The organism is Butyrivibrio sp. VCB2001, from assembly GCF_000423965.1.
Classification (GTDB): domain Bacteria; phylum Bacillota; class Clostridia; order Lachnospirales; family Lachnospiraceae; genus Butyrivibrio.
On sequence record NZ_AUIZ01000008.1, the window covers coordinates 125625 to 149415 of the forward strand.

A 23791-nucleotide genomic window follows, 5' to 3' on the forward strand; every position below is an offset into this window, starting at 1 on the left:
ATGGCAGCTAAGAGCACCGACAATATTGTAAAAGAGTTCGATGCAAGCAATACAGCATTTACATATTATGTAATTGAGAGAGATGCAGACGGAAATGCAACAAGCAACAAGACTGAGCTTTCAGATGCTTCAGTGGATATCGTAGTAACAGGAACTCAGAAGGTATTTGACGGAGCTGTTGGTGATGAGAATACCAAGGCCGGCGTTATTTACCTCAGTAATGACAACACAGATTACACCTTTACTGCATCCGGTATAACCCTTGGAAAGTCAGACGGAAACAATGCAATTGAAATTTCCATGGACAGCCAGGATTGCGGAGAAGCAGTAGTTGCAGTCTATGTTCCAACTGAGCAGTACAATGCCATTACATCCGCATCGGATAAATCACTTGAAATAATGGCTGCATCCACACTTGAAGTTGAGAGACTTGGTTTTAAATACTTCTCCATCATAATCGGCATACTGTTTATTCTCTTTATCACAATTACCTGTGTATGCATTAAGGAGAAGTCTACAGTTGATATGAAGACAGCTTCAATCGGTGAGATGTTCAGAGCTCTTGTTCAGAATGATCAGGCTATGACAATTGTTATCACCATCGTTCTTGTAAACACAGCGCTTTACATCACATCCAATCTGCTTATTTACTTCTTCAAGTATGACCTTGCAGGAAGTAACTGGCAGGGCAACTACACACTGTTCAATACCTTTGCAGGCGGAATGCAGATCCTTGCTATGATGCTTTTATTCCCGCTTCTTCGAAAGGTATTTACAACACTGAAGATATTCTATGTTTGCGTAATTGCAGAAATTGCAGGATACATAGTTCTTCTTACCATGGCTCTCAGCGGAGTTACCAATGTATTTGCATTCTTTGTTCCGGGATTCTTTATCATGTCCGGCGCAGGAATCCTTAACGTTGTAGTTACCGTATTCCTTGCAAATACCGTTGATTATGGTGAGATTAAGAACTACAGAAGAGATGAGTCCGTTATCTTCTCAATGCAGACCTTTGTCGTTAAGCTTGCTTCAGGTATCGCAGCTCTTGTTGCATCTATCTGCCTGACAATCTTCAATATTCAGGAGAGCAGCGCAGCAGTTCTTGATATGGCAGGGCTCCTTAACAAGATCGCTAATTCAGGTGTGCTTGCATCAATTGATAACAGCTCTGTAATCGGACTTAGAATGATCATGACAATAGGACCTACAGTTGTACTTGTGATCGCGCTTTTGTTCTTCAAGGCTAAATATATACTTAATGATGAGAAGCTTCAGGAAATCTCAATGGAGCTTGTCATGAGAAAATCAGAAGGCATAGAAGAGAAGTAATTCTCATTCCATACTAAACTCATCTTCATTTCCTTTCCAATGAGTACCGTAATACATTTTACGGTACTTTTTTGGTGTCATTTTTGTCTCTTCGGAAAAGAGCTTTATGAAGTGGCTCTGGGATGAAAAAGAAAGATAGGAAGCAATCTCGACCATGGAAGAGTCGGAAAACCTAAGGAGGTTCTTGGCCTTATCTATCTTTACTTTCCTGATATAGTCGCTGGGAGATATTCCCATTTCAGACTTAAACAGTCTTGAGATATAACTGGCGGAATTCCCGGTAAAATCAGCTAGATCTTCAATTGTTATACGCTCCTTGATGTGAGCATAGATATAGTTGATGCATTCGGAAATGGGTCTTGAAAGGGCAGCATTTTGCCTTAGTATCTGCATTCTTTTGGTGTAATCAAGGATCATTTTGTTATGCCACTGTTCAATTTCATCAAGGGTAAAGAGATAATCAAGCCTCTGAATATAATGGTCTGAAAGCCTGAAAGAGAGCTCCATTTCCATACCGTTTTCGGTGCATATTCTTGAAACGAGTGCAGCTGTAACAATGAAGTGATACTTAAGATTAAGGACAGGGTCTTTTGACAAAACACCTACACCCTCATTGTCCATAAATCTATGCTGACGGCAGTTTTCCAATATAGCCTCGACATCGCCTCCTGCAACCTGTCTGTAGAATAAAAGCTCGTCGTTCTGACTTCTGTGTATCATTTCTTTATCAAGATTAAAGAGTTTTTCGGTATCCATAGTTTTTCTCCCACATCCTATCTGCTTCTGCAAATGATAACATATCCATGTTCGAAAAAGCAATTTAATGTCATAAATATGATATTTTTTCATTGCTTTTGATATAGAAATTACAAAAAAAGTATTAACATGACCTTTGTAATTCAACTATAAGTTTTGGGTAAGGAGATGCTTATGAAAAAGTTTAGACGCAGAAGTTTAAGTGTTATAGCTATGTCGGCTTGTCTGGCATTTACCGGGATTCAGTTTCCTGTAATTGCAAACGCAGAGACAGATGCTGCAGATGACGGTTATTCTCTTGTCTGGTCTGATGAATTCGAGGATGGGGCCCTTAATACATCAGATTGGAACGTAGAGCAGCATGAGCCCGGCTGGGTTAACGCAGAGCTCCAGAGATATACTTCTCTTGACGAGGGCAACATTGAGGTAAAAGACGGAAATCTTGTTATCAAGCCTCATGTAACAGAGCCTGAAGTAAATGAGGCAGAAGAGGAAAACACAGAGCCTGCAGAAGTTAAGGAAACAGATGTAGACTTTACTGTTGATTTCGGAGCAGATACATCCGAGTCAATTGCAGTTCAGATCAACTTCGGTCTTATCGGTGATGGTTTTGAAGGAACTTCAGGTGCTGCAAACGTAACTATTTCAGAAGTTTCATTAAAAGATATTACAGATGAAGAGAACGTAGTTGATGTTTTCTCATCTTTTGATTCAAGCTGGGTCGGAGGAGTAACATCTCCTGCAGCAGGAAGCTTTAGCTTCGATAACGGAGCAGCATATCTTACAATTGAAAACGCCGGTGATCAAAACTGGAATTTCCAGATACAGAAAACAGGACTTACCTTTGAAACAGGACATAAGTACAGCTTCCATATGAAAGCATCATCAGATGCGGACAGAGCAGTTGAGCTCAGTGCTCTTGATCCTGATAACGGATATGCATGGTATGGTGGTACAAAGGCTCTTATCGAAGGAAGCGCAGCACAGGGAAATAGCGGATCTGCAGGCAGTGGTAAGAGAGAAATCACTTCAGGACGTATCACAACCCAGAATAAGCATGATTTCACATACGGACGTTTTGAGGCAAGAGCCAAGGTTCCTGCAGGTCAGGGATATCTTCCTGCTTTCTGGCTCATGGCTACAGATGAGGGCTTCTACGGACAGTGGCCAAAATGTGGCGAGATCGACATCATGGAAGTAATGGGACAGAATACATCAAAGTCCTATCACACAATCCATTACGGATACAGCGCAGGAACAGGACATAAGGAAAATCAGGGAACAAAGGTCCTCTCTGAAGGAAGCTTCTCAGATGAGTTCCATACCTATACACTTGATTGGGATCCGGGCAAGCTCACATGGTATGTGGATGGTGAAGAAGTTTATACAACAAATGACTGGTACACAGGAACCGATGATGACAACCAGGTTACATATCCTGCACCTTTTGATCAGGATTTCTACATCATTCTTAATCTTGCTGTAGGCGGAAGCTGGGTTGGATATCCAAATGATGAAGTATATGCTGACATGAACAATCAGGCTTATGAGATTGATTATGTAAGAGTTTATCAGAAGTCAGCAGAGGAATATGAAAGACTTGAAGCAGAATGTAAGCGCCCTGAGAAGGAAGAAGTTAAATTCAGGGAAGCAGATGAGACCGGCAACTTTGTAATTAACGGGGATTTTGCAAAGGAGATCGGAATTGACGGCGATGCATCAGCTGATAAGGACAACTGGAAGTTCCACACAGAATCAGATGCTGTAGGCGCAACATACGCTATAAAAGATAATTCTATAAAAGTAACACCCAAAAAGGCAGGTTCACAGAACCACAGCGTACAGCTCAAGCAGGAAAACATTCCTATGTACAAAGGCTGGGAATATGAGTTTTCGTTCGATGCTGTAGCAGATGAAGAGAGAGACATTGTAATTGATGTTGAAGGTCCTGACAGAGGCTGGACCAGATACATGCAGGATACAACTGTAAGAGTTGGAACAACCAAGCAGAGCTACAGTTACACATTTACAATGAATGACAAGAATGATCCAAACGGATCACTTGAGTTTAACTTTGGTAAGAATACTCCTGCATCAGCAGTAACAATTTCAAACGTAAGACTTACACACAAGTCAGGTGATGAGATTGCAGAAGATAATTCAAAGGTTATCAGACCTGATGGAAACTATATCTATAACGGATCCTTTGATCAGGGCGAGAGAAGACTTGGTTACTGGGAGTTTGATGAAGAAGATGCTCAGTACATTTCAGTAACAAATTCAGGCTCAAAGAGAGAGCTTAAGGTAACTGTTCCTGAAGGCAAGAGCGTAACTGTTAAGCAGTCAGAGCTTTCACCAATTGGCAAGGGTCAGTATGAGCTTTCATTTAACGCAAGATTTGAAAATGGCGCAGCTGACGGACTTACAATTAATATGGCAGGAAACAGCTATGTTCCTGAGCTTACAGACACAGACACAAAATTCTCAAAAAAACTTAATTATAATGAGGACCTTGACAGGGTAGCATCAAATGTAGAGCTCAAATTTGAGAAAGCCGGGACATATTATCTGGACAACATTTTCTTTACAGAGTCAGCTCTTATTAAGAATGGTTCATTCAACGCAGGTATGGCAAGCTTCAGCCCATATATCGACTCTCAGGTAAAGGCAAATTATGTTGTTGATAATATGAATGGAAACGACAACACATTTGCAATCACAATTGAGGATACAGTGGCAGAATCTGCTTCAAACGACTGGTACGTACAGCTCAACCAGGATGGCGTTACACTCGAGCAGGGAAAGAGCTACAGATTATCCCTGAGAATGAAGTCCTCAATCGAGAGAAAAGTTAAGTACTGCATGCAGCAGTTTGAAGGTGACTGGACAAACTATTCAGGAAACGGCCCTGTAACAATCGGACCTGAATGGCAGACCTTCACAACTGAATTTAAGATGGAATACCCTACAGATACAAAGACAAGATTTAATGTGACCATGGGTTCAATCGATGGTGAGAGAATTTCTCAGCAGCACGATGTATTTATCGACGATATCTCTCTTATTGAGATTGATGAAGCTATAGTAGAGCCGGTTGATCCTCAGCCGGGAGATGATCCAGTTGTAGAGCCTGAGGATCCTGATCAGCCAGAACCTCAGCCTGAGCCAGAACCACAGCCGGAGCCTGTAATTGTAATTCCTCCGGTAATTCAGATCATTGCTCCTGTTGTGAGAGCTGTCAAAAAGATTGTAGTAACAGTATTCAGCATTCTTAGAAGATTGTTCTGGTAATACTAAAATTTAATATACCCTACACACGGCTCCCTGATAATAAACCCTGATTATCAGGGAGCTTTTTCGTTGTAAAATCATGTGTTTTGTAGTATTCTATATCTTGTAGAATTATTTGTAATTAAGCCTTTTTGGCATACAACATGTTGACAATAGATTGACTATGATCGAATGCAAACAGATGGAAAAGTTAATCCCGCAGTTTCTTGATGATGATCTTGATAATCAGGATTTATCCGATTTTCTGGATCACATTGACAATTGCCCCGAGTGCAAGGAGGAGCTGACAATACAGTTCCTTGTCCGCGTAGGTATGCAGAGACTTGAGGATGGTAATACCTTCAACCTTGTAAAAGAGCTTGAGAGAGAACTTGCGGATGCTAAGAAGAAAATGCACCGACGGAAAACCCTGGTGCTTATAAGCTACATACTTGAGATCGCAGTGGCAGCATTGTTTGCACTGTGTCTTTTGCTTGCGATCGCACTTTAAACCCGGAGAATTATGTCTGATAACAAACTGATAATTGATGGAACCAAGTTAATAAGAGATGCTTTTTATGCAATCCCTGATTTTACCGATGCTGAGGGCAACCATATCAGTGGCCTCTACGGCGCATTTTTTAAGTTAAAAGAGCTTATGGCAGGTGGAGCATCTTCCCTGGAGATAACCTTTGACGATGATACAGGCTCTTTTACCAAAGATGTGTCCTGGCAGGTCAATAGGTTTAAAGAACTTATAGGATCGATAGAGGGTGCTTCTATAGATGCGGAATTTGAAGTGACTGAAACTGTAAAATCAGCTGTAGAAGAGATTTTAAAGAATTTATCACCATCGGGATCAGTTAAGGAGCTTCCTAAGTTCAAGCATACTCTTACCATAACTTCTGATCTTAACGAAGTAGAGCAGATATTTGCAGACGCAGAAAAGAGCTGCTCCGGCAATCCTGATAGTTATGTTGGCTATCACTTTGTGACCGAGAAAACCGGAACCGGTAAATCAGACGTAGATGTACTGGGACTTTCTATTTGTTTTAGTGAAGACAAGGCGTTTTATATCCCTGTTGTGAACTTCATAACTGATTCTTATCTGGGACAGAAGCTTGACACCCTTATCAGCAGAGCATCACTTTCCGGCTTTGATATGAAGGAAGACTTCAGGTTCTTCGTTCCTGCTGAGATGAAGGACAGAACTGAAGGCTACAAGAAATCTGATGAGAGCTATAAGAATAAGGCGAGAGCTTTTGATGTTTTGATAGGTGCTTACGTAATAAATCCAATCAAGAACGACTATCAGCCATGGGATATCAGCAATGAATATCTGGGAATTCCTCTTCCTAAGATGAGCGATGTCTTTGGTAAGGAAAAGCTCTCAAACAGCGATGAGAATACCGTTGCCGATTATGCAGGAAAGATAGCTGCAGTATGTTTCTTAAGCGCTCCTGTAATCAGAAAGAAACTTCAAAAGACAGGTATGGAAGAACTCTTTTACAATATAGAAATGCCACTTTCCTATATCCTGTTTGAGATGGAGAAAGAGGGAATCATCGCAAGAAGAGACGCCCTTAAAGAATACGGAGATAAGCTTCAGATTCGTATCACGGAGCTTGAGAAGCTGATATATGAAGCTGCAGACTGTGAGTTTAATATCAATTCACCCAAGCAGCTCGGCGAGATATTATTTGAGAAATTGGGACTTCCTGCAGAAAAGAAGACCAAGTCAGGTTATTCAACAGCAGCAGATGTCCTTGAGAAGCTTGCACCTGAGCACAAGATCGTAGCAGACATCCTTGAGTACAGAGGACTAGCCAAACTCAAATCCACTTATGCTGACGGCCTTGCTAATTTCATAGAAAAAGATGACAGGATCCATACAAGCTTTAACCAGACAATAACAGCAACAGGGCGTATAAGTTCAACAGAGCCGAACCTCCAGAATATCCCCATGAGGACTGAACTTGGAAGGCTCATTCGTAAGGTCTTTGTACCAAAAGAGGGCTATGTATTTGCAGATGCCGATTATTCGCAAATCGAGCTCAGGATCCTTGCGCACATGTCAGAGGATCAAGGACTCATCAGTGCTTATCACGAGGGTGATGATATTCACAGAATAACTGCTTCCAAGGTATTTCATGTTCCCTTTGAAGAAGTAACACCTCTCCAGAGGAGAAATGCCAAGGCTGTTAACTTCGGTATTGTTTATGGAATCAGTTCTTTCGGATTATCTCAGGACCTTTCTATTTCAGTCGGAGAAGCCAAGGAGTATATGGAGAAGTACTTTGAGACTTATCCGGGAGTGAGGAATTATCAGAACAAAGTCATTCAGGACGCCAAGAACAAGGGCTACTCTGAGACTATGTTTGGAAGAAGAAGACCAATCCCTGAGCTTAAGTCCGGTAATTACATGATGAGGCAATTTGGCGAAAGGGTTGCGATGAATGCTCCGATCCAGGGAACTGCTGCCGATATCATGAAGATTGCCATGATAAATGTCTTTTTCAGACTTAAAAGAGAAGAATTGAAATCCAGACTTATATTGCAGATTCATGATGAACTTCTGATTGAGACCGCACCTGATGAAATTGAAAAGGTTTCAGATATACTTACAACAGAAATGGAAAAGGCAGTAGAACTTTCTGTACCGATGGAAGTCGACTGCCATACGGGAAGTGACTGGTATGAAGCAAAATAAGCTGACCTATGGAAAGACCAATATCATCGGAATAACAGGAGGTGTTGGCGCCGGAAAGAGCGCCATCCTGGAGTTTCTTGCGCAGAACTATAATGCAAGGGTGATATACTCGGACATTGTTGCCAATGACATTAAGAAAAAGGGGTATCCTGCCTACGATGAGCTGGTCATGCTCCTGGGAGAAGGTATATTGGGAGATGATGGCGAGATAGATAAAAAGAAGATGGCAGAAGCCATTTTCGGTGATGAAAATCTCCTTTCCAAGGTTAATTATATTTTGCATCCTGCAGTAAATACATTTATTATTAATATAATAGACAGAGAGAGAGAACAGAATCAGCTGGATTTTGTTTTTGTGGAAGCAGCTCTTTTGATAGAAAACGGATATAAGAGATTTGTGGATGAACTGTGGTATGTCTACGCAGATGAGTCTACAAGGCGAAGTCGCCTTAAGTCATCAAGAGGCTACAGCGATGAGAAGATAGACAGTATCTTTGCTTCGCAACTTGATGAAAAGACATTTAGAGAGAATGCGGACTTCGTAATAGATAACAGCGCTGATTTGGATTATGCCAAGGCGCAAATAGACAAAAAACTTGGGGAGTGGAAAGCAAAATGGCAAGCTTAGAACAGGCAGATCAGAAGGTTGTTTACGGACTCGACATCGGAACCAGAAGTGTTGTCGGAACTGTCGGCTATATGAATGACAACCAGTTTAATGTTATTGCTCAGGCTGTTGAGAAGCATGAGACAAGAGCTATGCTGGATGGACAGATCCATGACATCGGCAAGGTTGGCGCTACCATCAGAAAGGTAACGGATAAGCTTGAACAGCAGACAGATATCCATCTTACAGATGTCTGCATAGCTGCTGCCGGTCGTGTACTTCAGACTGTAAGGACAACCTACGAGTATGAGTATCCGGATAACCACACCATAACCGATGAAGATATCTATAACCTGGATTCGGCTGCAGTTGAGCAGGCGTATTCGGAGTTTCTTAAAAAGAATACATCTGACCTTAAATTTTATCTGGTCGGATATTCTGTTATGCATTATTACCTTGACGGATATCAGATTGCAAACCTTGAGGGCCACAATGCAGGTAAGGTAAGCGTTGAGCTTATTGCTACATTCCTTCCTGATGACTGTGTAGATGGTCTTTACAAGGCATGTGAGAGAGCAAACCTTAACGTTGCAAATCTTACTCTCGAGCCTATTGCAGCTATGATGGTTGCAATTCCTGACAGATTCAGGATGCTGAACCTTGCTCTTGTAGACGTTGGAGCAGGTACTTCCGATATTTGTGTTACAGATGACGGATCCATTACTGCTTACGGAATGCTTCCGATAGCAGGTGATGATATCACAGAGATCATTGCTCAGCACTGCCTGGTTGATTTTAATTCGGCCGATGAGATCAAGATAAAGGCCAGCCACCAGGATCAGGTAGAATATGTCGATATCATGGGTCTTAACAAGACCATAAGTGCCAAGGAAATTTCACGTATTATAAAGCCTAAGGTTGAGGAAATGGCACAGAAGGCTACTGATGAAATAAAGCGCCTTAACGGTGACAGAGCTGTAAGCGCTGTATTTGTCGTTGGTGGTGGCGGATGCGTTCCGGGATATACCAAGGCAATAGCCAAGGATATGGATATTCCTGAGGAGCGTGTAGCCCTTAGAGGCGAGGAAGTAATGAAGAACATTACTTTCCTTAATAACGACGGAATAGACAGGGATTCACTTCTTGTCACACCTCTTGGCATCTGTATCAGTTACTATGAGGAAGCCAACAACTTTATCTTTGTTTCCTTTAACGGAACCCAGACCAAGATTTATGACAACGGTAAGCTTCAGATTGTGGATGCTGCCATGCAGGCTGCATTCCCTAATGAGGACCTCTTCCCCAAGAGAGGCGCCGAGCTTAAATATACCGTTAACGGCAAGGAGAGAACATCAAGGGGCGAACCCGGTGAAGCTGCTGTTATACAGCTTAACGGTAAGCCTGCAGATATCCACTCCAAGATCCATGCCAACGATATTATAAGCGTTACTCCTTCAACAGCCGGAGCTCCCGGTAAGGCTACAATTGAGAGCATTCCGGAATTTAAGACCAAGTTCAATGTAAATGTAAACGGAAAGAGCGTAGAAGCATCCAGATATGCAACAGTTAACGGAGAGGCTCAGACCGGTTACTATGATATTTCTGCAGGTGACGATGTCAAGATCCTTGATTACAATACTGCAGCTCAGATAGCAGAACTGATGGACATTACCATAACAGAAGATACTGTGATCATCGTCAACAATGAAAGAGGCGATATAAACACTCCTGTTTACGAGAACTTCAAGGTAGAGTTCAAGGATCAGGAAGATATGATCATGGACTACTATAAGGACTTCCCGAGTGCAGATGAGATGGCTATTTCTCAGGCAAACGAGGAATCCTATGAGAACATGGACTATGAAGCAAGGCTAAAAACTGACAAAGATGGTCAGCTCTCTTTTGATGACCTTCCGGATGATGACGGAACCTATGAAAAGAGTGAGGCAGATGAGGCAGAGCCTGAAGTTGTTAGAAATATCCTGGCTCATGATCTTCACATTATCGTAAATAATGAAGCTGTAACGCTTCATGGCAAGGCAGATTATATCTTTGTTGATATATTTGATGCCATCGACTTTGATCTTTCAAAGCCAAACGGAAGGAGTATCGTAACCACACTAAACGGCTCCACACCGGATTATATGCAGCCTATCAAAGAAGGCGATAAGATAGAGGTTTATTGGAAATAATGCGATTTACAAGTATTGCCAGCGGAAGCAGCGGAAACTGTACCTATGTAGGTTCAGACAACACACACATCCTTGTGGACGCCGGAGTAAGTAAGAAAAGAATTGAAGAAGGATTGTGCCAGCTGGATCTGGGATTTGATGATATCAGCGCGATTTTCGTGACCCATGAACACACAGATCACATAGCAGCTATCCGCACTATCTTAAAGAAACATCACATTCCTGTTTATGCCACAGAAGGCACCATTACAGGCATCAGAAACTCTGACAAAAAGGGTGAAATTGACTTTTCATCCTTTGTTCCTGTCAGGGCAGATGAAGCTGTTGTAGTAGGTGACATGATTATAAATCCAATGAAGATTTCCCACGATGCTCTTGAGCCCTGCGGCTACAGAGTTTATTGTGGCGATAAAAAGGTTGGCATCGCAACAGACCTTGGCTGTTATGACCAGTATACAGTCAGTGCTCTGTCAGGCTGCGATGCTCTTTTGTTGGAAGCAAATCACGATGTGAGAATGCTTCAGACAGGGCCTTACCCTTATGTTTTGAAGTCCAGGATCCTTGGCGATAAGGGGCATCTCTCCAATGAAAAGAGCGGAGAGCTTCTGTGCAGTCTTTTAAACGAAAAGATGAAAGGTATATTCCTGGGACACCTTTCCAAGGAAAACAATCTGCCCGAACTTGCCTATGAAACGGTAAGAGTCGAGATTGAAATGGGTGACAATCCTTATCACGGCAACGATTTTCCTATAATGGTTGCTGAGAGAAGCTGTATTTCACCAATAATTGAATTCTGAGTATATAGAAGTGGAGGAGAGCGTTATGAATAAAACTATCATTACAGTAGTCGGAAAAGACACTGTCGGCATCATTGCCAAGGTCTGCACCTATCTTGCAGAGTCAGGTATCAATATTCTTGATATTTCCCAGACAATAGTCAGCGGGTATTTCAACATGATGATGATTGTTGATATGTCAAAGACAGCTAAGGAATTTAATACTGTAGCTGATGACCTTGAGACTCTTGGTAAAGACATCGGAGTAGTAATAAAGTGTCAGCGCGAAGAGATTTTTGACTCTATGCACAGGGTCTGAGTGAGGTGCCACAATGATAAATATACACGAGGTCGTAGAGACCAATGAGATGATTGAGAAGGAAAACCTGGACGTCAGGACCATTACTCTGGGCATAAGCCTTTTGGACTGCATAGACAGTGACCTTAATAAGCTTTGTGACAACATTTACAACAAAATCTATGATACAGCAAAAGACCTTGTTAAGACCGGAGACCAGATTGCAAGAGAATTTGGTATTCCTATTGTAAACAAGAGAATTTCTGTAACACCTATATCATTGATCGGCGGAGCAGCTTGCAAAAGCCCTGATGACTTTGCAAAAATAGCCGCAACTCTCGATAAAGTTGCAAAGGCAGTTGGAGTTAACTTCATCGGTGGCTATTCAGCACTTGTAAGTAAGGGAATGACAGCTTCAGATAAGATGCTGATAGAGTCGATTCCACTTGCTCTTTCAACAACAGATGTTGTGTGCTCATCAATTAATGTCGGTTCAACCAAGACCGGCATCAATATGGATGCAGTAAGACTTATGGGAACCATAGTCAAGAAGACTGCAGAAGCAACCAAAGAAAAGGATTCGCTTGGATGCGCCAAGCTGGTTATTTTCTGTAATGCACCTGATGACAATCCATTTATGGCAGGTGCATTCCACGGTGTAACTGAGGCTGACAAGATAATAAATGTAGGTGTCAGCGGACCGGGAGTAGTTAAGACAGCACTTGAAAAGGTAAGAGGTGAGAACTTTGAAGTGCTGTGCGAGACCATCAAAAAGACTGCATTTAAGGTAACAAGAGTTGGCCAGCTCGTTGCTCAGGAAGCTTCAAAGAGACTCGGCGTTCCATTTGGAATAATCGACCTTTCTCTTGCGCCTACACCTGCAATTGGTGATAGTGTAGCTGACATACTTCATGAGATCGGAGTTGAACACGCCGGAGCACCCGGTACAACTGCAGCGCTGGCTCTTTTAAATGATCAGGTTAAAAAGGGCGGAGTTATGGCATCAAGCTATGTCGGAGGACTTTCCGGAGCATTCATCCCTGTCAGTGAGGACCAGGGAATGATTGATGCAGTAGAAGCCGGAGCTCTTACACTGGAGAAGCTCGAAGCTATGACCTGTGTTTGCTCAGTTGGACTTGATATGATCGCAATACCCGGAGATACCAAGGATACTACAATCGCCGGAATAATCGCTGATGAAATGGCTATCGGTATGATCAACCAGAAGACAACAGCTGTAAGACTAATTCCTGTTATAGGAAAAGGTGTTGGTGAGACTGTTGAGTTTGGCGGACTTTTGGGATATGCACCAATCATGCCTGTAAACAAGTTCTCCTGTGATGAATTTGTAAACAGAGGAGGAAGAATACCGGCACCTGTACACAGCTTTAAGAACTAAGAGTTTGTTTTTGAGGAGAGGGAAATGGAAAATGCAAAGACTAATAAGAGCTGGCTTACAGCTCTTATCATCGGACTAAGTATTGTGGCAAGCTGCTTATGTTTAGCGCTTGGACTGTCTCATTTCAGATCTGAGAGTGTTCATACAATTTCAGCAACGGGAAGTGCAAATGTAGATTTTGAGTCTGACCTTATTATTTGGAGAGGCTCTTTTTCTGCTGCAGATTACACTTCAAAGGCAGCTTATGACAAGATAAAGAAAGACAGTGCTGTAGTTAAGAATTATCTCATTGCAAATGGGATAACTGAAGATGAGATAATTTTCAATTCAGTTGACATCTGGAAAACTTACAAGGACATCTATGATGACAACGGTAATTACATCGGAAGAGAACAGGACGGATACAGCCTGTCTCAGTCAGTATCGGTTACATCAACAGATATCGACAAGGTAGAGAAGATCTCAAGAGATATCTCAAGCCTTCTTGAGACCGGCGTTGAATTCGAGTCACAGGCTCCCGAGTATTACTACACAGGTCTTGATGACCTTAAGCTTTCTCTTATTGAGCAGGCAACTGCCAACGCAAGAGAGAGAATCGATATCATGGCCAAGAATTCCGGTGCAAAAGTTGGAAAACTCAGAAACTCAAGCCTTGGAGTATTCCAGATCACTGCAACTAATTCAGGTACAAGCAGTTACTCCTATGACGGAGCATTCGATACGACATCAAGAAATAAGACTGCATCTATTACAGTAAAGCTTGAATATGACCTTAAATAAGGTCTTTTTATAAAGAGAGGGAAGTTATGAAAAGGAAATTTATGAAAAGGATTTTTTCTGTGGCAATGTCCGCATTTTTGGCAGCGGGGATAATTGGCTGCGGAAATGCTGAAACTGTTACTCCTGAAGCTACAGAGGAAGCTCCGGAAGTGCAGGAACAGGCGACTCAAGAACTTACTACTGAGGAGTCTTGTACAGAAGAAACTGCCGAGACTGAAAAAGAAGTGGAGCCCATTGAGCTTACCGGCGAAAACATGCTGGAAAATGGAGATTTTTCAAATGGTACAGAACTGTGGGGTACATTTTGTCAGGATGGACTAGCTGAGATTTCGGTCACAGGAGACGGCGAACTTGATGTAGATATTAAAAATCTTGGAACAGTTGCGCACGGAGTTCAGCTATATCATGATGGCTTTTCTCTCGATGAGGGCTGTGTATATAAGATTACTTTTGATTGTTATTCAGATATAGAAGATAAGTGGCTTGAGATGAGATTCCAGTTAAATAGCGGAGATTATCACGCCTACTTTGAAGATCATTTAAAGATTGGAAAAGAAAAACAGAACCATGAATATACATTTACAATGAATGAGACAGGAGATCCAGCTCCCAGATTCTGCTTTAACATGGGCGTCGTAGAGGATATGGATAAAAATACTCCTGAACACCACGTATATTTTGATAACTTTGAGCTTACTTTGATAGATGCTACCAACAGAGTTGCAAGCAGTGGAGGTGTTGATGTGCCTGATATAGCTGTAAACCAGATTGGATATCTTCCCGGTGCATATAAGAGTGCTACATTAAAAGGATCAGCTCTTAATAAGACAGCTGTTCTTATCAACGAAGATACAGGTGAGTCTGTTTTTGAAAAAGAGATTAAGAATAGCATCGATGATCCTGATACAGGAGAGAAAGAAGCTATCTTTAATTTCTCTGATATAACGGACGAAGGTACATATCATGTAGAAGCAGGTGATGCAGTATCTCACAGCTTTAAGATTTCCAAGAATGTTTATGATGAAGCATTCAAGGCAGCAATCAAGATGCTTTACTATCAGAGGTGCGGAACTGAGCTTACAAAGGATCTCGCAGGAGATTTTTCACATCCTGTATGTCACTCTGATATGGCGGTTTTATATGAAGATACTTCTAAGAAACTTGATGTATCAGGCGGATGGCACGACGCAGGAGATTACGGAAGGTATTCTGTGGCAGGAGCTAAGACTGTAGCTGACCTTCTTCTTGCTTACGAGAACTACCCGGACGTATTTGATGATGCTGTAGGTATTCCCGAGAGTGGAAACGGAACACCTGATATTCTCGATGAAGCAAAATATGAGCTGGACTGGCTCTTTAAGATGCAGAGAGAAGATGGCGGAGTATATCATAAAGTAACCTGCAGGAACTTCCCCGGAGAGATAATGCCCGAGGAAGAGACTGATGAGCTGGTGATAATGCCTGTAACAACTACTTCAACTGCTGACTTTGCAGGTGTAATGGCTATAGCTTCACGAGTTTATGCAGGAACCTCTAAAGAATATGCTGACAAGTGCCTTGATGCTGCCAAGAAGGCTGCTGAATATATCGAAAAGACACCTCGTGACCCGATAGGATATAAGAATCCTGCGGACATCTCAACAGGTGAGTATGAAGATGTCAATGACGTAGATGAGAGATTCTGGGCATATGCTGAACTCTTTAAGACAACAGGTGATAAGGCCTATGAGGAGCTTTTAAAGAATGAACTCCCGGATAACGGTTACTCACTTGGCTGGCAGGGCGTAGCCGGATACGGCGGATATGCATATCTTACTGCTAAGGATGCTGATGCAGCTACACTTGAACTGGTTAAGAATGAAGCAAATAAGATGGCAAAAGAAGTAGTATCTAATTCAGCCAAGTATTCTTACGGCTCTTCTATAGTTGGAGCTTATCCTTGGGGAAGTAACCTTACCATCGCAAATAACGGCCAGTATATGTTCATGATGAAAGGCCTGATTGATACATACAACAAGAATGTTGCTGACATGCAGCTTAATTACCTGTTTGGTAACAATGCAACAGGATATTGCTTCCTTACAGGATTTGGAACGGTTTACTCTGATCATCCGCACCATAGACCTTCACAGGCAACAGGTATTACTGTACCCGGAATGCTGGTAGGTGGTCCAAACAGCGGACTAAATGACCCTTATGTTCAGAACGTACTTAGAGGACTTGCAAGCGCTAAGTGCTATGCTGATAATGCTCAGAGTTATTCTACAAATGAGATCACAATTTATTGGAATTCTCCGCTGATTTACTTACTTGCTGCAGAGATTTCAGAGTCCAATTAAATAATTGTTTTAAAAATACTTATTAAGTTGGAGTTTGTGCTATGGAAGAGAATGAAAAAGCCGGTAGTTTTATGTTGAAAATCTGCGCATTTATCGTTGATAAGCGCAATCTGTTTTTCCTTATATATGCAATACTTGGTATTTTTGCATTTGTAGCCAGTAACTGGGTAGGAGTAGAAAATGATCTTGCTTACTACCTTCCCGGTACCACTGAAACTAGACAGGGTCTTGATCTGATGGAAGAGCAGTTTACCACCTATGGTACTGTAAAAGTAATGGTGGCAAACATCTCATATGAACAGGCACTGAAGATTCAGAAGGATGTGGAAAATATTGAGGGTGTATTTTCCGCAGAAGTAGATGATTCAAAAGACCATTACAATAATGGATCAGCTCTTTTTAATATCACCTTCGATTATGATGAAGATGATGAACAGTGTCTTACATCACTTGATGCTGTAAAAGAGTACTTTGAACCATATGACACTTATCTCTCAACAGAGCTTGGTGACGTACATTCAGCTCTTATTGAAAAGGAGATGGGTGTAATCACGGTACTGGTAGTGTTTGTAGTACTGGCAGTACTTCTTTTTACCTGCGAAGCTTATGCAGAGATACCTGTTCTTCTTATTACTTTTGGCAGCGCGGCTCTGGTACAGATGGGAACGAACTTCTTCCTTGGAACAATCTCTTTTGTATCAGATTCAGTAACAATAGTTCTTCAGCTGGCACTTTCTGTTGACTATGCAATTATTTACCTGAACCGATACAAGGAGGAACTCTCAAAGGGCCTTCCTTACAGAGAAGCAACAGTCATCGCCCTTACAAAATCGATTCCTGAGATCACAGGAAGCTCACTGACTACCATCGGTGGTCTTTTTGCTATGCTGTTTATGCAGTTTGGTATCGGCGTAGACCTTGGTATCGTTCTGATAAAGGCTATTATCTTAAGTCTTATGTCAGTATTCCTTCTGATGCCCGGACTTATCATGGTATTTGCCAAGCTCATGGAAAAGACAAAGCACAGAAATTTCGTGCCGCCTATTCCTTTTGTTGGTAAGTTTGCCTATGCATCAAGATACATCATTGCGCCTTTATTTGTAGTGATCATCATAATCGCCAGTTTTGTATCATCCAAAACACCTTACGTTTACGGTTATACCAAGATCCATCCGCCTCTTACCAATGAGGTGCAGGAAGCTCAGAACCTTCAGGATGAGAACTTCCCGACCAACCCTATGGTTGCGCTTGTTTTCCCGTCAGTTGATTACGAGACAGAGAAAAAGCTTATTGATGATCTTTTGACCTATGATGAAGTATCAAGCATTACAGGTCTTGCAAATACTGAAGCTATCGGCGGATATACACTTACAGACAAGCTCTCTCCAAGACAGTTCTCAGAGCTCCTTGACGTGGACTATGAAATAGCAGAGCTTGTTTATGCTGCTTATGCGGTCAACGATAAAGATTATGCAAAGGCAGTAAACGGCCTTGCAAACTATAAGGTTCCTCTTATTGATATGTTCATGTTTGTATATCAGGAAGTAAAAGAGGGATATGTAACACTTGATGATGAACTGATGCAGAAGCTTGAAGATGCAAACACAATGATGGAGTTTGCCAAGAAACAGCTTCAGGGACCGGATTATTCAAGAATACTGGTTTATATGAATCTTCCCGAGGAGTCTGAAGAGTCTTTTGCATTTATTGAGAAGCTTCACAAGATAACAGAGAAATATTACGACGAAGACAAGATTTATGTAGTCGGAAACACTGTCAGCCAGTATGATCTTCAGAAGTGCAATGACAGAGATTCCAAGGTTACTTCAATAATCTCAATCCTTGCGGTTTTGATTGTTCTTCTGTTTACCTTTAAGTCAGCCGGTATGCCTGTACTTCTTATTGCGGTAATTCAGGGATGTATCTGGATAAACTTCTCATTCCCTGCAATCCAGCATGAGAATCTGTTCTTCCTTGGCTACCTCATCGTAAGCTCTATTCAGATGGGTGCCAATATCGACTATGCTATCGTAATAGCCGGCAGATACACTGAACTTCGTGAGAAGATGGGTAAAAGAGATGCCATCATTGATACCATGAACCTCTCGTTCCCAACAATCATTACTTCCGGAACCATGATGGCTGTTGCCGGAATACTTATCGGTAAGATGACTTCCGATGCGGTTATTTACGGAATCGGAAAATGCCTTGGACGAGGAACAATTATTTCCATTATAGTCACCATGTTTGTCCTTCCTCAGATACTTCTTGTGGGAGATAAGGTGATCGAACTTACAGCTTTCGTTATGAACATGCCCCTTCAGACCAGACAGGTTGCAGGAGCTATGCGTATTGACGGCGTTGTAAGAGGCCACATTGACGGAACTATTAACGGTGTAGTTCATGCTGTGGTTAAGGGTAATGTCAGTGCTTATATCGAAAATAGTGACGTTACCATGCTAGAAGAAAATGATGGAAATGAGGATACCACCCCGGATGGTAATGAAGGGGAGGGCATTTGATATGAGAAAAAAGATCTTAGCTTCTTTAATGGCTATTACGCTCTTTACAACATCTGGTCTTATCAGCTTTGCTGAAAATGAGCCGGAAAAAGATGCATCGCAGGAAAATGTTATAACTACCGGAACTCAGGAGAGAGCTGCCGAAAATGAAGTCGATGTTGATGCGGATATTGAAGATGACATTGCTGCAGCTGTTCCTGTAGAAATTGAGACCATTAAGATATCTAACGTTGATGAATTCTTAGAGTTTGTAGATAACTGTAAATTAAACACCTGGTCAGATAACAAAGAAATTCTCCTTACATCGGATATTTCTCTTGTTGGTAAGGAGTTCTACGGAATCCCTGACTTTGGTGGAGTCTTTGACGGACAGGGACACACAATCTCTGAGATAAACATTTCAAAAGGTCAGTCCTACGTTGGACTATTTATTCATGTTGAGAAAAGTGCTGTAATTCAGAATCTTAACGTTTCAGGTTCTGTAATCCCTACAGGAAGTCCTGTTATCATCGGTGGTATTGCAGGTGAAAACTATGGTCTTATCAAGGACTGCTCATTTAAGGGAGTTGTAAAAGGTAACGATTATGTCGGCGGAATCGTCGGTATGAATCAGCTTTCAGGAAATGTGTCATTTTGTACTTCTGAAGGCTTTATCAGTGGTGTCCATTTTACAGGCGGAATCTGCGGTGAAAACATGGGTAATATCGCAAACTGCAGAAATGAAGCCATGGTAAATACAACAAATACAGATACTGAGATAACAGTTGATTCCATGGAAAGCCTTAATAAGGTTCTTTCCCTCATAAAGAACGGAATCGATAAGGAAGACGACGAGGCAAGTTCAGATGTTACGGTATCTGATACAGGCGGAATTGTAGGCCTCTCAATAGGTATCGTTTCAAGATGTATCAACAACGGAGAAATCGGATACGAGCACGTTGGATATAACGTTGGTGGCATTGCGGGAAGACAGTCCGGATATCTATATAGCTGTTCAAATAACGGTAAGATAAAGGGAAGAAAAGATGTAGGTGGTATTGTAGGTCAGGCAGAGCCCTACATTCAGGTAGATCTTGCTTCTGATATCGCATATCAGCTCTCTGAAGCTATAGCTCAGCTTCATGACACAGTATCTGCAACCCTTGCCGATACCAAGAATCAGTCTGATGTTGTGTCTGCACGACTTGCTATCATTCAGAAGTTTACAGGTCAGGCAGTTCAGGATACTAAGTATATTGCAAACGGCACAATTGACTATGCCAATGATATTTCCGGCGCTACTAATGAGGCATTTTCAAGGGTTGAGTATGTAATGGATGAATCTTCTAAAAGCGGAGGTCCCATTGACAATCTTTCAAGTGCAGCAGGAAATGCAAAAAATGCCAACAGTAATCTAAGAAAGGCTGTCGGAGATCTTAATATCGAAGATTATATTACCAGTGAGGATGAAAGACAGCAGTATGATAAAGCAAAGTCCGCAATTGCTGCAGGAACTGAGGTTTATGAGAGGGATTACAATAATTCCTATAAAGTTCATTACAATTTGTATATAAAGAACCATAAAGCTAACTCTGATTATAATAAAGATGATGCTGGACTAAAAAGTTCAGATATTAGTTATTACAATTCAAATGATATTTATGTAGATGATTCAACCTGGCCATCAACATTTGGAAATAAATATGATGAAGTAAAAAATTATATACAAAACAATAATGGTCCCGCTACTCCCGGATCGTGGAAGCATCAGGATAACATATCGTTTCCGGCAGCCAACTCTACAAATGATACATCGCTTGTTTCAGATGCTACAAGATATGCTCAAGATGAGGCCAATGATTATGCAAAGCACTTTTACAGGAATCCTGTATCCGGCTCAACTAATTACAGTGATGATATTCAGACTCAGTCACAGATACTTGCTCAGATATATGCCAATCATGCCAGTGAGATGAGGGATGCATCCCGTGCAGATGCGCAGGCTGCTATAAATGATCTGGATGCTGCTTCAGCCAATCTTCAGTCCGCAGGTCAGCAGACCAAGTCAATTCTCAGTAACATTGCCGGAAGAGATGACATCAGGTTCCCCAGACTTGATGAGGAATACAGAGCTCACACCAACAGCCTTGCAGATAACATGGCTGCAATGAACGATAACTTTGGACTTTTAAACTCTGAGATGAATAATGCGACCGGAGTTTTGGTCGGAGACCTTCAGGCTGTAAACGATCAGTTCAACAATATTCTTAATCTTTATACTGATGCTCTTGACGGAGTACTTGATAAAGACTACACAACCATGTACTCAGATGAGTCCTACAAGGAAGCATCATATACTACGGATGCGACAGTTGATTCCTGCTTTAATTTCGGAAAATGTGAAGGTGATATCGATATCTCCGGTATTGCGGGAACCATGGCAATTGAGTACGAGTTTGATAAAGAGGGTGATATCACAGGTATAAAGGATGCTAACCTCAATTCATCCTATATTACCAAGTGTGTTCTTAGAAATAACAGAAACTACGGAAATATAGAGAGCCAGAAGGATTATGCAGGCGGTATCTGTGGTCTTCAGGAAATGGGTACAATCCTTAACTGCGGAAGCTACGCAAAGATTGAATCAACAGACGGCAATTATGTCGGCGGAGTTGCAGGTTCTTCTGTATCTTACATTGTTGAGTCCTATGCAAAGGGCGAACTTGACGGAAATACCTATGTCGGTGGAATAACCGGTGACGGAATGCACATCAAGGACTGCCTTACTCTGGTCAGTGTAAACAGAGCAGAGAACTGGTATGGTGCGATTTCCGGACACATTGCGGAAAAGGGTGAAGTCAGAAACAACTACTTTGTCAGTGATGACCTCGCGGGAATAGACAGAGTAAGCTATGCCCTTAAGGCTGAGCCTATCAGTTATGCTGCCGTTGAGAAAAATGAAGTTTTTGAAGAAATCATGCAGGAAACTGAAGAGAGCAAAGAAAAGCTTGAAGTAGTTCCTCTTAGTACCGGCACTGATGAAGAAGTTGCAGAGGAAGTTAAGTACAGAGATCTTCCTCATGAATTCTCTAATATTACAGTAAACTTTGTTCTTGAAGACGAGGACCTTGAAGATGGAAGTGAGCAGGTAGACAGGCTCAGCAAGAAGTATGGTGAGAGCTTAAAGCCTGAAGAATATCCATCTGTACCTGAGAAAGAAGGATATTATGTAGACTGGGATATACCGGAAGTAGACAGACTTGTCTGTGATGTAACTGCAACAGCAACTTACAAACTTTACAGGACAACTCTTGCCATCGAAGATTCAGCCGAAAAGAATCAGTCAATACTGCTAGTTGACGGCAATTTCAAGGAAGACGATAAGATAGAGGCTACCAGAACAGTTCTTCTTAATGAAGAAAATAAAAACAGCAGCCTTGATGAAATGGAAATTATTGAGCTGACTATTCCGGATGACGGTCAGGACGTTCATCAGATACGCTTTAAGCCTGACAATGACTACAATCAGGTCCTTGAGGTCTTTGGCAAATTTGCAAGTTCTACTGATTACGCTCTGTACGAAGTAACAGAGAATACAAAGGTCAAACTTACTCCTACAGGAAAAATGGGAGCATACTCGACATACGAGCTTGAAGGCAATACCCATACACTTTCTTATGGTGTAAGCAATGCGCAAAATATCGGATTTATCATTATTGCTATATTTCTTTTAGCATTTGTACTGATTATTGTTATAATAATCATTGTAGTTAATATTATTAAGAGACATGGCGGAAAAGTACCTAAGATATTTGGAAGATTTGTCATGAAAGTATCTGATAAGATTGAGAACAAAGAAACCATTTTCTTTGATGATACCGATGAACTTCAAGCTATGGTACGAGATAAGATAACAGAAACTGCGGCTGAAATAAAAGAACAGACAGAACTTGAGCAATTGACCGACGAAATTTCAGAGTACAAAGAAGAACTTGCCAAGGAAAAAGGAGAAGAACTTCCGGAAAAGAAGGAATTCGACAGTAAAAAGTACAGAAAGCTTCGTCGCAGAGCCAAGAAGAATAATAAGAACAGTAAAAATAATAAAAAGTAATCATTTTTAATCAGGGAGATGTTTCCATGAAAGAAATGCTTAATGAGCTGCTTATGGCAGACAAGACCTTGATCCATGTGCCTTTTGGGGACGGACTTTTTGACATCTACAAATCGACTGTGGTGTCCTGGATAGTGCTTGCGATTTTGATCGTACTGATAGTTGCACTAACAAGTAACCTTAAGGTTCACAATATATCAAGAAGACAGGCAGCTGTAGAATCTGCCGTGTTATGGATCAGAGGTGTAGTTGGAGAGCTACTTGGAGAGGAAGCCATTGGATATGCGCCATATATAGTAACGGTACTGATCTTCATTGCTTTCTCAAATATGATAGGACTGATTGGTCTTGTTCCGCCAACCATGGACCTTAATGTCACAATGGCTCTTTCTCTTATGAGCATCGTGCTTGTTGAGCTGGCCGGAATCATTAAAAAAGGTCCTAAAAAGTGGCTGAAGAGCTTCACAGAGCCCATGGCAGTAATAACCTTTATGAATGTTTTAGAGCTATTTATAAGACCTTTGTCACTGTGCATGCGACTCTTTGGTAATATCCTTGGAGCCACGGTCATTATGGAGCTGATCAAACATGTAGTACCAATAATACTGCCTGCAGCACTTAGTATTTACTTTGATATATTCGACGGTTGTATTCAGGCATATGTATTTTGTTTTTTGACATCGTTATACATCAAGGAAGCAGTTGAATAAAAGGAGGACA

At 41.5% G+C, this 23791-nt stretch carries 15 protein-coding genes; 14 read left to right on the plus strand and 1 reads right to left on the minus strand.

Translation table 11 applies throughout. From position 1 onward, the window contains the following. Positions 1-1332 (plus strand): MFS transporter, encoded by a 1332-nt coding sequence (locus tag G589_RS22425; RefSeq protein ID WP_442855617.1) that lies wholly within the window; start codon positions 1-3, stop codon positions 1330-1332. A 3-nt stretch (positions 1333-1335) separates the two neighbouring features. Here G589_RS22425 and G589_RS0110175 read toward each other — a convergent pair whose 3' ends face one another. Beyond that, positions 1336-2088 (minus strand): helix-turn-helix transcriptional regulator, encoded by a 753-nt coding sequence (locus G589_RS0110175; protein WP_022767038.1) that lies wholly within the window; start codon positions 2086-2088, stop codon positions 1336-1338. A gap of 174 nt (positions 2089-2262) precedes the next feature. Between G589_RS0110175 and G589_RS19570 the strand changes: the two genes are divergently transcribed. The 13 genes from G589_RS19570 (at position 2263) to G589_RS0110240 (ending at position 23781) form a co-directional block, all read left to right on the plus strand. Further along, positions 2263-5379 carry a carbohydrate binding domain-containing protein gene (locus G589_RS19570; protein ID WP_051192309.1) on the plus strand — a complete coding sequence of 1039 codons (3117 nt, stop codon included), beginning with the start codon at positions 2263-2265 and terminating at the stop codon, positions 5377-5379. Positions 5380-5560: 181 nt separating this feature from the next. After that, positions 5561-5869 carry a zf-HC2 domain-containing protein gene (locus tag G589_RS0110185; RefSeq protein WP_196811871.1) on the plus strand — a complete coding sequence of 103 codons (309 nt, stop codon included), beginning with the start codon at positions 5561-5563 and terminating at the stop codon, positions 5867-5869. A 12-nt stretch (positions 5870-5881) separates the two neighbouring features. Then, a complete protein-coding gene (gene polA / locus G589_RS19575; RefSeq protein ID WP_026522068.1) occupies positions 5882-8068 on the plus strand; it encodes a DNA polymerase I in 2187 nt (728 codons plus the stop codon). After that, positions 8055-8696: a dephospho-CoA kinase gene (coaE, locus tag G589_RS0110195; RefSeq protein ID WP_051192310.1), complete on the plus strand. Its 642-nt coding sequence runs from the start codon at positions 8055-8057 to the stop codon at positions 8694-8696. The genes polA and coaE overlap by 14 nt, the downstream gene beginning before the upstream one ends. Continuing rightward, positions 8684-10867 carry a cell division protein FtsA gene (locus G589_RS0110200; protein ID WP_026522070.1) on the plus strand — a complete coding sequence of 728 codons (2184 nt, stop codon included), beginning with the start codon at positions 8684-8686 and terminating at the stop codon, positions 10865-10867. Before coaE ends, G589_RS0110200 begins: the two co-directional genes overlap by 13 nt. Beyond that, positions 10867-11664, plus strand: coding sequence for an MBL fold metallo-hydrolase (locus G589_RS0110205; RefSeq protein WP_026518993.1), 798 nt, complete (start codon positions 10867-10869; stop codon positions 11662-11664). The genes G589_RS0110200 and G589_RS0110205 overlap by 1 nt, the downstream gene beginning before the upstream one ends. Before the next feature lie 25 nt (positions 11665-11689). After that, positions 11690-11962 (plus strand): ACT domain-containing protein, encoded by a 273-nt coding sequence (locus G589_RS0110210; RefSeq protein ID WP_022767045.1) that lies wholly within the window; start codon positions 11690-11692, stop codon positions 11960-11962. Between the two features lie 13 nt (positions 11963-11975). Continuing rightward, positions 11976-13340 (plus strand): PFL family protein, encoded by a 1365-nt coding sequence (locus G589_RS0110215; RefSeq protein WP_026522071.1) that lies wholly within the window; start codon positions 11976-11978, stop codon positions 13338-13340. 24 nt (positions 13341-13364) lie between these two features. Further along, positions 13365-14120, plus strand: coding sequence for an SIMPL domain-containing protein (locus tag G589_RS0110220; RefSeq protein ID WP_022767047.1), 756 nt, complete (start codon positions 13365-13367; stop codon positions 14118-14120). 41 nt (positions 14121-14161) lie between these two features. Next, positions 14162-16459: a glycoside hydrolase family 9 protein gene (locus tag G589_RS0110225; RefSeq protein WP_196811872.1), complete on the plus strand. Its 2298-nt coding sequence runs from the start codon at positions 14162-14164 to the stop codon at positions 16457-16459. A gap of 41 nt (positions 16460-16500) precedes the next feature. Beyond that, on the plus strand, positions 16501-18981 hold the full coding sequence (locus G589_RS19580) for an efflux RND transporter permease subunit (RefSeq protein ID WP_051192311.1): 2481 nt from the start codon (positions 16501-16503) through the stop codon (positions 18979-18981). Position 18982: 1 nt separating this feature from the next. Further along, complete coding sequence (locus G589_RS0110235) at positions 18983-23071, plus strand: hypothetical protein (RefSeq protein WP_026522073.1); 4089 nt, start codon at positions 18983-18985, stop codon at positions 23069-23071. A gap of 35 nt (positions 23072-23106) precedes the next feature. Continuing rightward, positions 23107-23781, plus strand: a complete 675-nt coding sequence (locus tag G589_RS0110240; protein WP_242826443.1) for a F0F1 ATP synthase subunit A — start codon at positions 23107-23109, stop codon at positions 23779-23781. The last annotated feature ends 10 nt before the right edge of the window (positions 23782-23791 follow it).

What these genes read in the sequence shown, in the direction of transcription:
- G589_RS22425 (WP_442855617.1), top strand. Translation starts at nt 1, where the DNA reads ATGGCAGCTAAGAGCACCGACAATATTGTAAAAGAGTTCGATGCAAGC.
- G589_RS0110175 (WP_022767038.1), bottom strand. Translation starts at nt 2,088, where the DNA reads ATGGATACCGAAAAACTCTTTAATCTTGATAAAGAAATGATACACAGA.
- G589_RS19570 (WP_051192309.1), top strand. Translation starts at nt 2,263, where the DNA reads ATGAAAAAGTTTAGACGCAGAAGTTTAAGTGTTATAGCTATGTCGGCT.
- G589_RS0110185 (WP_196811871.1), top strand. Translation starts at nt 5,561, where the DNA reads ATGGAAAAGTTAATCCCGCAGTTTCTTGATGATGATCTTGATAATCAG.
- polA (WP_026522068.1), top strand. Translation starts at nt 5,882, where the DNA reads ATGTCTGATAACAAACTGATAATTGATGGAACCAAGTTAATAAGAGAT.
- coaE (WP_051192310.1), top strand. Translation starts at nt 8,055, where the DNA reads ATGAAGCAAAATAAGCTGACCTATGGAAAGACCAATATCATCGGAATA.
- G589_RS0110200 (WP_026522070.1), top strand. Translation starts at nt 8,684, where the DNA reads ATGGCAAGCTTAGAACAGGCAGATCAGAAGGTTGTTTACGGACTCGAC.
- G589_RS0110205 (WP_026518993.1), top strand. Translation starts at nt 10,867, where the DNA reads ATGCGATTTACAAGTATTGCCAGCGGAAGCAGCGGAAACTGTACCTAT.
- G589_RS0110210 (WP_022767045.1), top strand. Translation starts at nt 11,690, where the DNA reads ATGAATAAAACTATCATTACAGTAGTCGGAAAAGACACTGTCGGCATC.
- G589_RS0110215 (WP_026522071.1), top strand. Translation starts at nt 11,976, where the DNA reads ATGATAAATATACACGAGGTCGTAGAGACCAATGAGATGATTGAGAAG.
- G589_RS0110220 (WP_022767047.1), top strand. Translation starts at nt 13,365, where the DNA reads ATGGAAAATGCAAAGACTAATAAGAGCTGGCTTACAGCTCTTATCATC.
- G589_RS0110225 (WP_196811872.1), top strand. Translation starts at nt 14,162, where the DNA reads ATGAAAAGGATTTTTTCTGTGGCAATGTCCGCATTTTTGGCAGCGGGG.
- G589_RS19580 (WP_051192311.1), top strand. Translation starts at nt 16,501, where the DNA reads ATGGAAGAGAATGAAAAAGCCGGTAGTTTTATGTTGAAAATCTGCGCA.
- G589_RS0110235 (WP_026522073.1), top strand. Translation starts at nt 18,983, where the DNA reads ATGAGAAAAAAGATCTTAGCTTCTTTAATGGCTATTACGCTCTTTACA.
- G589_RS0110240 (WP_242826443.1), top strand. Translation starts at nt 23,107, where the DNA reads ATGCTTAATGAGCTGCTTATGGCAGACAAGACCTTGATCCATGTGCCT.